This is a genomic window from Bacillus sp. JFL15, from assembly GCF_001184225.1.
Taxonomy (GTDB): Bacteria; Bacillota; Bacilli; order Bacillales; family Bacillaceae; genus Bacillus; species Bacillus siamensis.
The window spans coordinates 3,315,461-3,329,111 of the sequence record NZ_KQ236689.1 but is presented as its reverse complement, the minus strand read 5'-3'; the positions used below and the strand labels follow the sequence as shown (position 1 = coordinate 3,329,111).

The following is a 13,651-nucleotide window of genomic DNA, read 5'->3' as shown; positions in this document are numbered from 1 at the left end:
ATATAACCATCACTTCCGACCTATACTCCCATATCCCAGAGAAACTTTAAAATTCATCAGTTGATGGTTATGAAGAAAATATATGTTTAGTATTTTTGGTGGTCAAAATCAAAAAATCCCCTGACACCAATAGTGCCAAGGGATTGAGAGATTAATACTGAGACATATACTGTTCGCGCTCCCACGGATGAACCTGTGTGCGGAACATATCCCATTCGATTTCTTTTGCTTCGATGAAGTGTTCGAACAGATGCTCACCGAGAGCTGCAACCATGACTTCGTTTGATTTGAATTCGTCGAGAGCTTCCGCAAGTGTCGCCGGAAGGTCCACGATTCCGCTTTCCATGCGCTCTTCTTTGCTCATGACGTAGATGTTGCGGTCAATCGGAGCTGGCGCTTCAAGTTTATTTTTGATTCCGTCAAGGCCTGCTGCAAGCAATACGCTTAATGCCAAATACGGGTTTGCCGCCGGGTCTACGCTGCGGACTTCAACACGCGTGCTGATGCCGCGGGAAGCCGGGATACGGATCAGCGGGCTTCTGTTTTGCGCGCTCCATGCCACGTAGCAAGGTGCTTCATAGCCCGGAACAAGGCGTTTATAAGAGTTCACTGTCGGGTTTGTGACAGCTGTAAAGCTTGTCGCGTGTTTTACGATACCGGCAATGAAGTGTTTTGCTGTTTCACTTAGCTGAAGATCAGCGTCTTTATCAAAGAATGCGTTAACGCCCTCTTTGAAGAGTGATAGATTACAGTGCATACCGGAACCGTTTACGCCGAACAGCGGTTTTGGCATGAATGTCGCATGCAGACCGTGTTTGCGGGCAATCGTTTTGACGACAAGTTTGAAAGTTTGGATGTCGTCACAAGAACGGATGGCACCGGCATATTTAAAATCGATTTCGTGCTGGCCGGGAGCGACTTCATGGTGAGATGCTTCGATTTCAAAGCCCATTTCTTCCAGCTCAAGCACGATATCGCGGCGGCAGTTTTCTCCCAAGTCAGTCGGAGCCAGGTCGAAGTATCCGCCTTTATCGTTTAATTCGAGTGTCGGTTCGCCTTTTTCATCTAATTTAAACAGGAAGAATTCAGGCTCAGGTCCAAGATTGAAATCGCTGAAACCGAGTTCTTTCATTTCTTTCAGAATCCGTTTGAGGTTGTTACGCGGGTCACCTTCGAACGGGGTGCCGTCCGGATTGTAGATATCACAGATGAAGCGTGCTACTTTACCTTTTTCAGCTGTCCATGGGAAGATAACAAATGTGTTCAGATCAGGATATAAGTACATATCAGATTCTTCGATGCGGACAAAACCTTCGATGGAAGAACCGTCAAACATACATTTATTATCAAGTGCTTTTTCAAGCTGGCTCACAGGAATTTCCACGTTTTTAATCGTTCCGAGAATGTCTGTAAACTGAAGGCGGATGTACTTTACGTTTTCCTCATTTACTAATTTTACGATGTCTTCTCTTGTGTACTTTGCCATTTCGTAAAACTCCTCCTCTAAAAGGTAAATGTATATAGCAAAACAGTTGCTAACGGATTAATGAAAGAATCGGGACATATCACCTTGGCGGAAGGTGTTCCCCCGCTGGAATCGGCCTGCCTGCATCAGTTCGTTTTTCAGAAGCTTTCTGAGTTCGTCGTCAGACAGATTGTGCTTCATCGGTTTGGCAGTTTTTTCGGATTTTTCTTCCGGTTCGGCAGATGCCTTATCTAGAATTTGTTTGATCCCCGCCATATTGACGCCTTGTTCAATCAAATTTTTGATTTCTAACAGTTTATCTACATCATGGAATGAAAATAATCGTCTATTTCCTTCGCTTCTCGCTGGAAATATCAGTCCATTTTCCTCATAATATCGAATTTGCCGGGCAGAAAGTTCTGTTAACTGCATGACAATTCCTATTGGAAATAAAGGCATTGAGCGGCGAATGTTATCACTCATCTCAATTTCCTCCTTTTCTTATCTTAGTCTCATTATAGGTGATGTTATATTTTGTGTCAACACAATGTAAGGAATCTTAACATCAAATTCTTTGAAAATTGCAAACGGCTCAGATCAGCCCTTTTTCCATTAGAGCATTAACTGCGCTGCAAATCGCATTTTTCACGTGCGCATAGGTTAATCCTCCTTGGACATACGCGACGTAAGGCGGTCTGATAGGGCCATCTGCCGATAATTCAATGCTCGCCCCCTGTACGAAAGTGCCCGCTGCCATAATGACATCGTCTTCATATCCCGGCATATAGCTCGGATAAGGCGTGACATGCGCATTAATCGGGGACGCATATTGTATCGCCTGGCAAAAAGCGATCATCTTATCAGGGTCCTGAAACTCAACAGATTGGATCAGATCCGTTCTCGGCGCATTCCATGCAGGGTTTGACGAAAATCCCAGCTTTTCAAGAAAACGGGCGGTAAATACCGCTCCCTTCAAGCTTTGCGCCACTACGTGCGGAGCGAGAAAGAAACCTTGATACATTTCCTGCAGTGAATAAAGCGATGCACCGGCTTCACTTCCGATTCCCGGTGAGGTCATCCGGTAAGAGCAGGCTTCAATCCACTTGGCTTTCCCCACAAGGTATCCCCCCGTTTTGGCAAGGCCGCCGCCCGGGTTTTTAATCAGGGAGCCGGCCATAAGATCCGCTCCGACGTGACAGGGTTCCCGCTCTTCCGCAAATTCTCCGTAGCAATTGTCCACAAAAACAATGACATCTTCTTTGATTTCTTTTACGAAACGAATCATCTCTTCAATCTCATTTATCCTGAAAGACGGGCGGTTCGCATATCCTTTTGAACGCTGAATACCGATCACTTTTGTATTCGGACGGATTGCAGCACGGACCGCTTCGAAGTCCACTTTGCCTTCTGTGGTTAAATCGACTGCATGATACCCGATTTGAAATTCTTTAAGCGAGCCTGAATACTCCCCGCCTCTCACCCCGACGATTTCTTCGAGGGTGTCGTACGGCTTGCCTGTGATATAAAGCAATTCGTCTCCGGGTCTCAGCACACCGAACAGCGCGATTGAGATCGCGTGCGTCCCCGAGATGATTTGCGGTCTCACAAGCCCCGCCTCTCCTCCGAACACATCAGCATAGATCTCTTCCAGAGTATCCCGGCCGATGTCATCATAACCGTATCCGGTTGAAGGTGTAAAATGCGTATCGCTTACTTTATGCTTTCTGTAGCTTTGCAGGACTCTCCATTCATTCCGTTCACTGATTTCTTCTATTCTTTTATGAACGGCGGCGATTTCCGCTTCTGTTTCTTCGGCGGTTTTTTGCAATAGAGTGCCGTGTGTCAGTGTCTCAAACATGTTGTGTATACCTTCCTTACATGAATTTCTTCAGTTCTCCAAGTATGCTTTGTTCTTCTTGCACATAACCCGAGACTTCGTAGCGTTCATTTTCTTCATTAAAATAAAGGCTGTCGATCATAGTCTCTGATTTAATGCGCGACATCAATTTGCCTTCAGCGGCGGGTACATGAACTTCATACGGCGTCATCAGCTCCCGGCGCAAATAAGCTTCGATTTCCGCTTTCAATTTCGCTTCATCCCCGGCGATTCTGGCGCTGATCATGATGTGGCCTTCCCCTGCTGTCGGAATGAAGTCAGGAAGTGTTTCATCCCTTTTGTTATAAGCGGTTAACACCGGAATATCATCTGCTTCAAGCTCTTTTAACAGTCCGAGAACAGTCTGTTCATGCCCGGCATAATCTTCATTGGAAGAATCAATGACATGAATGATCAAGTCAGCTTCCTTCACTTCTTCAAGCGTTGAACGGAAAGCGGCAATGAGCGTCGTAGGCAAATCCTGAATAAAGCCGACCGTATCAGACAAAAGGACGCTGTAACCGCTTGGAAGCGCCATCTTTCTTGTCATCGGATCAAGTGTTGCAAACAGCAGATCTTCTTCATAGCTGTCTGAGCTTGTTAATTTATTGAACCACGTTGATTTCCCGGCATTGGTATATCCGACGAGCGCAGCCTGAAGCACACCATTTTTCTTGCGTCTCTCCCGATAACGGCTTCTGTGGCGGATAACCGTTGACAGCTGCACGTTAATTTCGTGTATGCGGTTTCTAATGTGGCGCCGGTCTGTTTCAAGCTTTGTCTCACCGGGCCCTCTCGTCCCGATTCCGCCGCCTTGTCTGGAGAGATTGATTCCTTGTCCGCTCAGACGCGGCAGTGCATATTGAAGCTGGGCCAATTCGATCTGAAGCTTTCCTTCCCTCGTCTTCGCCCTTTTTGCGAAAATATCCAAAATAAGCTGCGTGCGGTCGATGATCTTCGCTTCAATTGCCGTGGCGAGTGATTTAAGCTGGCTCGGTGACAGTTCATCATTAAAAATGACCAGATCCGCTTCAAGCTCTTCACACAGCGCCTTCAGCTCGTCTACTTTCCCCTTGCCTATATATGTAGCGGCATCCGCTCTGTTCCGTTTTTGTGTAATCCGGGTCAGCACCGTTCCGTCAGCCGTTTTTGTCAATGAAGCGAGCTCGTCCATGGAATGTTCAAAGTGCTCGTCGGTCATGTGCGGAAGCTGGCAGCCGACTAAAATGACCGTTTCTTTTTTTTCTTCCTGTTCGTTCAAATGGATGTTCCTTTCTGTGTCGTATTGGGCAGTAGTACTATCATACCAAACCCGCAGGACGTATACCACACATCCGGCGGGTTTTAAAGAGAGAAATAAAAAAAGGCCTCTCAAACCGGCTGAGAGGATTATTCATGAGCTGCCGTGTCATCTTTTATAAATAAATCCTGACTCTTAATCGTCATCAGATCGTTTTTTAAGTATTGGTCCCCCATTAAAAGCCTCATAGCCTGAGCGCGGATTGATTTTTCAATCACATTTCTGACAAAGCGTCCGTTGCTGAATTTAATGGGGCTTGTCGTGCTTTTCACCGTCATTAAGTAATCTTTTAACTTCCACTCGGCTTCCTGGCTTAATTGATACTCCCGCTCCGCTATCATGCGCTTTGCAATGTCCATCAGCTGAGCGACAGAATAATCCGGAAAATCGATGCTGATAGGAAAACGCGATTGCAGGCCGGGATTTAATGACAGGAAATGTGTCATTTCTCTCGAGTACCCTGCCAGGATCAGAATAAATTCATGCTGTTTGTCTTCCATATGCTTGACAAGCGTATCAATCGCCTCTTTACCGAAATCCTTTTCTCCGCCCCTTGCAAGTGAGTATGCTTCATCAATGAATAAAATACCCCCGAGCGATTTTTTAATCAGATCTCTCGTTTTTTGCGCCGTGTGACCGATGTATTCACCGACCAGATCGGCACGTTCTGCTTCGATGAGATGTCCTTTGGAAAGCACGTTCATTTCGAAGAAAAGCTTGCCGATCAGTCTCGCGACGGTTGTTTTTCCGGTGCCGGGATTGCCTTTGAACATCATATGAAGAGCTTGTTTTCCGACTTTCAGCCCTTGTTCGGCCCGTTTTTGGTTGACGAATATCCACGCATAAATTTCTTTAATGTTGCGCTTCATTTCTTCCATACCCACTAATGTGTTCATTTCTTTTTCAATTTCTTTCAGAATGCTGTGCTTGGCTTCATTTTTTTGCAGGGCGGCCTGATATTCCGCCTCAGCTTCCGCATTTGTCAGCACTTGCTTTTGGCCATTAAGAATGATGTTAATTTGTCCGTTATTTTTATAGGTTACAGCGCGCTCCAACATGCTCACCTCTCTGTTCTCTCTTTATCTTATTCATGATAAAGGCGTTCCGTGACACCCGCCTATCATCATGAGGCCCGATTACCCCTTTTATCTGTCGCATTTTCCGTTCTCTTCGGGAATGATGCTGAATCCTGCGCTTTCCCGAGAAATATTTTTCATTTCTTATTGTATTCAGCTGAAACGGAAGGACAAACCATTTATTTTTATTTTCCGGGAAATGCTGGGTGTATTTCTCATTTTTTTTATGAATGACAGCCGTACAAGCACCTTTTAAATATCATCATATGCTGTAATGAGGTGATGGAGAATGGTTAAAATTTTTATAGACCCCGGTCATGGCGGAACTGATTCAGGCGCAACCGGAAATGGGCTTCAAGAAAAAGCGGTCACGCTGGAGATCGCGCTGGTTTTGCGCACGATTCTGACGAATGAGTATGAAGGGGTTTCTGTCACGATGAGCAGGACAAGCGATAAGACGGTCAGTCTGACGGAAAGAACGGATGCCGCCAACAGCTGGGGCGCAGATTATTTTTTATCCATTCATATTAACTCAGGCGGCGGAACCGGATTCGAAAGCTATATTTACCCCGGTGTCGGAGCGCCGACTTCGACTTACCAGTCAGCCGTTCACACGCAAGTAATCCAAGCATCCGGTTTTAATGACCGAGGGAAAAAAACAGCCAACTTCCATGTGCTGCGGGAGACAAGTATGCCGGCGATTTTGACGGAGAATGGTTTTGTTGATACGGCAGCTGATGCAAATAAACTGAAAACAGCCAGTTTTATTGAAAGCCTTGCAAGAGGACATGCCAAGGGCTTGGAGCAGGCTTTCGGGCTAAAAAAAAAGACTGACTTGTATAAAGTGCAAATCGGCGCTTTCAATGTGAAAGCAAATGCTGATGCGCTTGCCGCCAATGCGGTGTCTAAAGGTTTTGATGCGATTGTGCTTCCGAAAGACGGCTTATTTAAAGTACAGATTGGCGCATTCTCTTCCAGAGATTATGCTGAATCTTTAGCAGCGCAGGCCAAAAAAGCGGGATTTGATACTGTCATTACGTTAAACTAATGAAAAACCCCTGTTCTCCCTTATTTAGGAGGAACAGGGGTTTTTCTGTTATTGAAGAATATCGGCGACAAACTGAGACCAAGTTTCAAGCCGCTGATACACGTCTTCTTCTTTTAATTCGTTCACTTTCATCCAGCGGCCGGCGATCTGCTCTTTTTCTTTCACTTCGACTTGTGCTCCAGGCGCTAATTTGAGCGCAGAAAGGATACCGATATGCACCTTTCCGACACTGTTTTCATCATCATTGATTAAACCGAGTGTGACAATGTTTTGTTTGTCTTTCTGAAGAATATGCAGTTCTTCTGCTAACTCCCGGTCGGTATTCTGTTTCAGCACCTCCGCAAATGAAGCCGCTCCCTCCATAGGATTCATGTGTCCGCCGAAACCGAGGGAAAGTTTATTATGGAGGCGCGATTCTCCGCCGCCCGCGAGACGCTCATACACAAACACTTCATCATCGCGGCGAATAACGACATACGGAATCGGCTGTTTAAAACGCGGGTCCTCTTCCGCGTCGCCTCTCCTGATTTCTAAAAAATGCTCCTCAATTTGAGCCATAATCTTCACGATACGCTCATCTTCGCTGTTGACTCCCTGGAATGTCAACGTTTCATTTTGGAAGACGTCACTCCGCGGCGCAGCTAAGATGATTTCATCCATTTTATCCATGTCGGTTCCTCCTGTCATACCTCTCCATTCAAGCCAAAAGAGCAGATATTATATCTGCTCTTCATCTTGGCCGAAATAAAAATCCTCGTCTTTAATCGGTTCTACCGTCGCTTTTTTGTAGCCGTTCCCTTTCATGGAGAAGAAATCATGTGATTTCGTTTTGGTGTTTAATCCGTTTAATACGATCGGATTAATATCCTCTTCTTCAAAGTAAGCATCGAACCCTAAGTTCATCAAAGCTTTATTGGCGTTATAGCGGATGAATTTCTTTACGTCATGAGACAGCCCGACTTGATCGTACAGATCCTCAGTATACTCAAGCTCATTGTGATAAAGCTCTTCTAAAAGCTCAATCGCAAATTCACGAAGTTCCGCCTTTTTCGCTTCTGTTTGTTTATTGTATATTTCTTGGGCAAGCAGTCCGACATAGACGCCGTGGATCGCTTCATCACGAAGAATCAGGTTGATGATTTCACCGCTTTGCATCAGTTTTCCCTGTCCGTAGAAATATAACGGATAATAGAAACCGCTGTAGAAAAGGAAGCTTTCTAAGTAAACGGAAGCAACCATCGCTTTAAACAGCGAAATCTCATCGTCTTTTTTGATGGCACGATACAGTCCGACAACGGTTTGGGCTTTTTTCTGCAGGTACTTATTCTGCTTTACCCATTCAAACACTTCGTTGATCGTTTCAGTCGGAGCAAGTGTCATAAAAATATTTGAATATGATTTTGCGTGCACCGCGTTTTCCATCATCGCCATGAAATTAAGAACCGCTTTTCGCTGATGGCCTTCTACGTGCTCGGCCACAATCGGCATGCCCGTGTTCCCCTGCTCTGTATCAAGCAGTGTCAGGCCGGCGAGCACCTTCATGTACGTATCCTGCTCATTTTTACCCAAGTACTTCCAAGTGAGGAGATCGCCGTTTAATGCGATCTCTTCGGGAAGCCAGAACTGCTTTACGTTTTGGTTGTAAAACATTTGGGTAAAATCATCTTCATGCTTTGACCAGTTTGCTGCGTCATAAATTTTTGTCACTGTAAACTCTCCTTTAATCAAACGACACAAGAAAGACAGCTGTCCTGCCCGGTATCTTTCGTTCTTGCATAGTAAATGGTTTTGATGCCTCTATGGTGGGCATACAGATCAATACGGTTCAGATCACGAGTTGTCATCGTATCTTTCAAAAACAGGGTAAAGCTGATTCCCTGATCGATATGCTGCTGGATTGTCGCGATCATATCCACCACTTTGAACATGTCCATATCATAAGCTTCTTTGTAGAAGAACCAGTTATTAGACGCTAACCCCGGCATCGGATAATACGTTTTGGAGTTTCCGTATGTTCTTTCTTCAATCCGTTCCATAATCGGCATAACGGATGCCGTGCTGGATTGGACGTAGGAAATGGAGCCTGTCGGCGCGATGCACAGTCTGTAGCTGTGGTACATGCCGTTTTCAGCGACAAACGCCTTCAGCTCTTTCCAGTCTTCGATTGTCGGGATGTGCATGCCTTCAAAGAGCGCAGCGATTTTTTCGTATGCCGGCGAGAATTCTTTTTCGATATATTTATTGAAATATTCTCCCGTTGCATAAGTGGAGCCTTCATAATGCTCAAACGTTTCGCCTTTTTCTTTTGCAAGCTCAGCTGAACGCTGGATGGAATAAAAGTTCACCATCATAAAGAACGTATTCGCGAAGTCTCTTGCTTCCGGGCTTTCGTAAGCGATGCCGTTTTGGGCAAGGTAGCCGTGCAGGTTCATCGCGCCTAGACCGATCGACTTCATCGCTTTGTTTGCGCGTCTGACTGCCGGCGCGTTGCGGATATCCGTCGTCTCGGAGACATGAGTCAGGGAATCCGTCGCGAGTTTCACCGTGCGCTCAATCGATTTATGTTTCATGACATTTAAAATATTTAAAGAACCAAGGTTGCAGGAAATGTCCAGGCCGATTTCGTCTTCCTCGTCATAATCTGTGTAAGCTGAAACCTGTGACGCCTGAAGCACCTCAGAGCAAAGGTTCGAGAATTTCACTTTTGATACGTGGTTATTCGCGTGCTCTTTGTTTACGTTATCCTGGAACATAATGTACGGATAGCCTGACTCAGAACGGAGAACGGCAAGCTTTTCAAGCAATTTGCGCGCATTCACTTTTTCTTTTTTGACGCGCGGGTTGTCGACAAGCTCCTCATACATCGCCGTCATGTCCATTTCGTCCATATGCTGGCCGTATTCTTTATAAATCGTATGCGGATAAAAGACATAAGCGGCTTTATCCTCACGCGCAAGCTCGACAAACTTGTCCGGAATCACGACGCCGATGGAAAGGGTTTTAACGCGGACATCTTCATCAGCCGAGATTTTTTTCGTATCAAGAAAATCATTAATATCCCGGTGGAAGATGTTCAGGTATGCCGCGCCTGAGCCTTGTCTCTGCCCCATTTGGTCAGCGTAGCGGAACGCATTATCAAGAAGCTTCATCACGCCTACGACGCCTTTTGTGGCGTTTTCCACATCTTTGATCGCTTCACCTTTCGCACGGAGCTTAGACAGGTTAAGAGAAACCCCGCCGCCCAGTTTAGAAAGCTGCATGGAGATGTCGATCGCTCTTGAGATGTCGTTTAAGGAATCATTGACTTCCAAGAGGAAACAGCTGACAAGCTCTCCGCGGCGTTTGCGGCCCGCATTTAAGAATGTCGGTGTGCTCGGCTGATATTCCTGATTGATCATCAGATTCACATATTCTTTCGCTTTCTCAGTGTCGCCGTTTGCGAAGAACAGCGCAACAATTGAGATCCGGTCCTCGTAACGCTCGAGGATTCTTTTTTTGTCATTCGTTTTCAAAGCATAGTCATTATAGAATTTAAACGCACTCATGAAGGAAGGAAAACGAAACTTCTTTGCGTAAGCTGTCTTAAACACTTCTTTAATGTCTTCAAAAGAATACAGGCTTAAGAATTCTTCTTCGTAGTATTGGTTTTCAATTAAATAATCCAGCTTCTCTTTCAAATCGTGAAAGTAAACTGTGTTTTGATTGATATAGTCAACAAAATAGCTATGTACAGCCTCTTTATCTTTATCAAACTGGAATTTTCCATCTTGTTGGATCATAATTTCGTTATTTAACTGAATCCATTTTGGCACTTGGTTTTGTGACAACTTTTTCTACCTCCTGAGTAAACAATTCAACGTCTTTCGCTGTGCCGCTGAGTTCAAATTTGTGCAAGATCGGCACCTGATATTGTCTTGAAATGGTATCGGCGCTTTTTGCAAAGTTATCGCCCCATACTTTGTTGCCGCTCGCAGCGACTCCTAATAAGAGATGGGCGTATTTTTCGAGAAATGATTGTGTTGATGCCGGTACCTGGCCGAAGTTTGTCGTGTAGGTGACCAAAACAAACGGAGTGTCCACGTGGTCCATTTCATCCACCTTGCGGATCAGCTGAAAGTCTGTTTTATTCACAAAACGCTGAACATTCCCTGTCTTTGAATCAAATATGATTTGAACCATCCTTATCACGACCTATCAAAAATAATGAATCTCTTAACACTATATATAGTATACTAACCTCTCAGAAAAACACAACATATTGAGATCGATTTATAAAAAGTTCATATTTTTGAAAGAGCGGACCTTGGTTCTGCCCCGATTAACGCCCAAAAAAGAGAGCAGAACGAGAATCATCTCTCATCCTACTCAAGGTGTCATGTGTAAGCCGATGTCTATCATAACATGAAAAAAAACTGCTTAGTAGTCTAGACTTTTATTCTTATTTTTTGTAAGAATCACATTTTTTTTCGCTTTCAACGGTCTCTTCTATTTCCGCATCAGCACCGATTTCTTTCAGCACGGCTTTCAGAGCGCTTGTGATGGAAGCCTCTCTGAGCAGTTCTTTGCCGTCAACAATGATGCTGGTTCCATATTCATAGCAGGAATCATCTTCACAGGTTTCTTCCCAATGGTTGATTATCACCTTGTGTTTCAATCGTCTCACCCTCTGCATGATCAATGTCAGTAACTAGTGTAGCTTGTGCGGCCCGCTTTGTAAATTCGAAAGCTTGTGAAATTTATTCAAGCTCATCTAACGTCGTTTCTTTTTTCAGTTTGACTTTATTCGTTTTTTCGTCGTAACGATATATTTTTAAATAACCGTCTTCGACGACGCCGAAATGGTTATGCTCCAGCTGCACCGTGCCTTCTGTCTGCGGTTCGGTATCCGCCGAGCCGCCGTCATCATCCGTCACCACCGTTTCATGATTGCTGCATGCTCCAAACAGCAAAAAAACAGCGATCCAGACGAGCGTTATCCTGATTCTTCTCAGTTCATTCTCACTTTCGAACATCGCTTTCCAAGCCCCCTTTTATGTTGCCGATATACAGCCGGCAATATACAGATGCGCATAGAAAAAGACCATTGTTCATGGTCTTTGGCAAAAGTTTATTCAAGCTCAAGCTGAACGTTTTTTTGCGGGGCGAACGTGGAGATGGCATGTTTATAAATAAGCTGCTGCTTCCCCTCCGTTTCGAGTAAGACGGTAAAGTTGTCAAAGCCTTTTACCTGGCCGCGAAGCTGAAAGCCGTTGAGTAAAAATACCGTGACGAACGTATTGTCTTTTCGGATTTGATTCAAAAACTGGTCCTGAATATTAATCGGTTTCATGTTTCGTCCTCCTTGGTTCTCAATACAATACTGTTTCGATTAAATTTCCAGTTTTCCTGCTATACACTCGAAAATTTCCTTTTTTTTCTGTTCAAGATCAACAGGCGGCGTCATATCGGTCCATGAAACGGACATTTTATTGCGAAACCAGGTCAGCTGACGTTTCGCATAACGTCTTGAATTTTGTTTTAATTGCTCCACGGCCTGAGAAAGCGGCACTTTTCCATCAAGATATTCATACAGCTCTTTATAGCCGATCGCCTGAATCGATTGGCTGTCCCGGATATTCATATCATACAGCCGCTTGACTTCCTCAAGAAGGCCGGCTTCCATCATCAGGTCAACACGCTCGTTAATCCGGCCGTACAGCACTTCTCTGTCCATTGTAAGACCGATGAGCACCGCATTGTAAAGCAGCTCCCGTTTTTGAGTTTTAAGATGTTCTGACATTGTTTTGCCCGATATGTGCAGAATTTCGAGAGCGCGGATGACTCTTCGCGTATTGTTTTGATGAATGGCTGCCGCTGCTTCCGGATCGGCCGCCGCAAGTTTGGCATGAAGAGCCTCAGCCCCTTCTTCGGCAGCCAGTTTCTCCATGCGCTCCCTGAATAAAGGATCACCGGAGTGTTCCGTAAACGTATAATCATACAGCACAGACTGGATGTACAGACCCGTCCCTCCGACAATCATCGGGAGCTTTCCTCTGGCGGCAATCTCGCTGATTTTTTCTCTCACCATTTTTTGATAATCGGCCGTTGAAAACGTGTCGGACGGCTCCAAAATATCAATCAGATGATGCGGCACGCCTTCTGTCTCTTCTTCGGTGACTTTGGCCGTTCCGATGTCCATCCCTTTATATACCTGCATGGAATCCCCGCTGATGATTTCCGCATTCAGCATTTTTGCGAGTCCGATGCTCAGTTTTGTTTTTCCGACTGCCGTCGGGCCGACAAGTATGACGACAGGCTGTTTTGTATTTTTCAATATGTATCACTCTCTTTTATAAATCTCCCCCTAATTATAGCATTCATTGCTCCATGCACCTATCCATTTTGCCCTTTTTCCTGAGCGCTAAACGTCAATTACCACCCGATCGGCTCGTTGCCGACAACCTCTTTCGTTTTTCCCTTGAGCGTGTGGCGGTGCGTTTTCCGGCCTTCCTCCCGCGGATCGTAAACGACGCCGCCGTACTGGATCTGAATCGGCTCATTGTAGGCGGCAAAGGTGGTCTCTGAAAGCTCATGGTAATGCGTTCCGTCAACCCTCGGAATGGCAGGGCCGGAAATACCGTAATATCTGTGGAAATGGCCGTTTTCAAATGAGGTGATGCCCGTATAGAAATGTGTATGCTGATCCGTATTGCTGCCGTTCTCAGGCTGTGAGAAGCCTTCGATCAAATGGTAGTGCCCCTGCACAACATCCGTTACAGCCCGGTAAGCGTGTGTGTGCGGAGGTTTTTTTGACCAATCGGACTGATACAGGCCCACAAAAGCTCACTCCTTTATTTTTTTGATAAACGCCCAATCAAAAATTGGTGGGCTGAATACTCTGTTATCA

At 45.3% G+C, this 13,651-nt stretch carries 15 protein-coding genes; 1 reads left to right on the top strand and 14 read right to left on the bottom strand.

Features of this window, described 5'->3' with window-relative positions; genetic code table 11:
* Positions 1 to 151 precede the first annotated feature (151 nt).
* From glnA to spoVK, 5 genes are all read right to left on the bottom strand, one after another.
* Positions 152 to 1,486 (bottom strand): type I glutamate--ammonia ligase, encoded by a 1,335-nt coding sequence (gene glnA / locus AD710_RS16455; protein WP_049628523.1) that lies wholly within the window; start codon positions 1,484 to 1,486, stop codon positions 152 to 154.
* A gap of 57 nt (positions 1,487 to 1,543) precedes the next feature.
* Positions 1,544 to 1,948, bottom strand: coding sequence for a MerR family transcriptional regulator (locus AD710_RS16450; protein ID WP_007410366.1), 405 nt, complete (start codon positions 1,946 to 1,948; stop codon positions 1,544 to 1,546).
* Positions 1,949 to 2,057: 109 nt separating this feature from the next.
* Positions 2,058 to 3,323, bottom strand: coding sequence for a methionine gamma-lyase family protein (locus AD710_RS16445; RefSeq protein WP_016936015.1), 1,266 nt, complete (start codon positions 3,321 to 3,323; stop codon positions 2,058 to 2,060).
* A gap of 16 nt (positions 3,324 to 3,339) precedes the next feature.
* Complete coding sequence (gene hflX / locus AD710_RS16440) at positions 3,340 to 4,602, bottom strand: GTPase HflX (RefSeq protein ID WP_016936016.1); 1,263 nt, start codon at positions 4,600 to 4,602, stop codon at positions 3,340 to 3,342.
* A gap of 128 nt (positions 4,603 to 4,730) precedes the next feature.
* Positions 4,731 to 5,699 carry a stage V sporulation protein K gene (gene spoVK, locus AD710_RS16435; protein WP_032864740.1) on the bottom strand — a complete coding sequence of 323 codons (969 nt, stop codon included), beginning with the start codon at positions 5,697 to 5,699 and terminating at the stop codon, positions 4,731 to 4,733.
* A 307-nt stretch (positions 5,700 to 6,006) separates the two neighbouring features.
* On the opposite strand from spoVK, the gene AD710_RS16425 reads away from it, so the two are divergent.
* Positions 6,007 to 6,765, top strand: coding sequence for an N-acetylmuramoyl-L-alanine amidase (locus AD710_RS16425; RefSeq protein ID WP_016936019.1), 759 nt, complete (start codon positions 6,007 to 6,009; stop codon positions 6,763 to 6,765).
* Between the two features lie 48 nt (positions 6,766 to 6,813).
* Here AD710_RS16425 and AD710_RS16420 read toward each other — a convergent pair whose 3' ends face one another.
* From AD710_RS16420 to AD710_RS16380, 9 genes are all read right to left on the bottom strand, one after another.
* Positions 6,814 to 7,434, bottom strand: a complete 621-nt coding sequence (locus AD710_RS16420) for a hypothetical protein (protein WP_049628521.1) — start codon at positions 7,432 to 7,434, stop codon at positions 6,814 to 6,816.
* A gap of 48 nt (positions 7,435 to 7,482) precedes the next feature.
* Positions 7,483 to 8,472, bottom strand: coding sequence for a class 1b ribonucleoside-diphosphate reductase subunit beta (nrdF, locus tag AD710_RS16415; protein ID WP_049628520.1), 990 nt, complete (start codon positions 8,470 to 8,472; stop codon positions 7,483 to 7,485).
* A gap of 17 nt (positions 8,473 to 8,489) precedes the next feature.
* Entirely contained in the window at positions 8,490 to 10,592 is a 2,103-nt protein-coding gene (gene nrdE / locus AD710_RS16410; RefSeq protein ID WP_007611605.1) for a class 1b ribonucleoside-diphosphate reductase subunit alpha, read from the bottom strand.
* A complete protein-coding gene (nrdI, locus tag AD710_RS16405) occupies positions 10,552 to 10,944 on the bottom strand; it encodes a class Ib ribonucleoside-diphosphate reductase assembly flavoprotein NrdI (RefSeq protein WP_016936022.1) in 393 nt (130 codons plus the stop codon). Before nrdI ends, nrdE begins: the two co-directional genes overlap by 41 nt.
* Before the next feature lie 259 nt (positions 10,945 to 11,203).
* Positions 11,204 to 11,419 carry a hypothetical protein gene (locus AD710_RS16400; RefSeq protein ID WP_016936023.1) on the bottom strand — a complete coding sequence of 72 codons (216 nt, stop codon included), beginning with the start codon at positions 11,417 to 11,419 and terminating at the stop codon, positions 11,204 to 11,206.
* Between the two features lie 82 nt (positions 11,420 to 11,501).
* Positions 11,502 to 11,777 carry a YmzC family protein gene (locus AD710_RS16395; protein ID WP_049628519.1) on the bottom strand — a complete coding sequence of 92 codons (276 nt, stop codon included), beginning with the start codon at positions 11,775 to 11,777 and terminating at the stop codon, positions 11,502 to 11,504.
* Between the two features lie 95 nt (positions 11,778 to 11,872).
* A complete protein-coding gene (hfq, locus tag AD710_RS16390) occupies positions 11,873 to 12,094 on the bottom strand; it encodes an RNA chaperone Hfq (protein WP_003154064.1) in 222 nt (73 codons plus the stop codon).
* Between the two features lie 39 nt (positions 12,095 to 12,133).
* Positions 12,134 to 13,078, bottom strand: a complete 945-nt coding sequence (gene miaA / locus AD710_RS16385; protein ID WP_016936025.1) for a tRNA (adenosine(37)-N6)-dimethylallyltransferase MiaA — start codon at positions 13,076 to 13,078, stop codon at positions 12,134 to 12,136.
* Positions 13,079 to 13,176: 98 nt separating this feature from the next.
* Complete coding sequence (locus tag AD710_RS16380; protein WP_049628518.1) at positions 13,177 to 13,581, bottom strand: YmaF family protein; 405 nt, start codon at positions 13,579 to 13,581, stop codon at positions 13,177 to 13,179.
* Positions 13,582 to 13,651 lie beyond the last annotated feature (70 nt).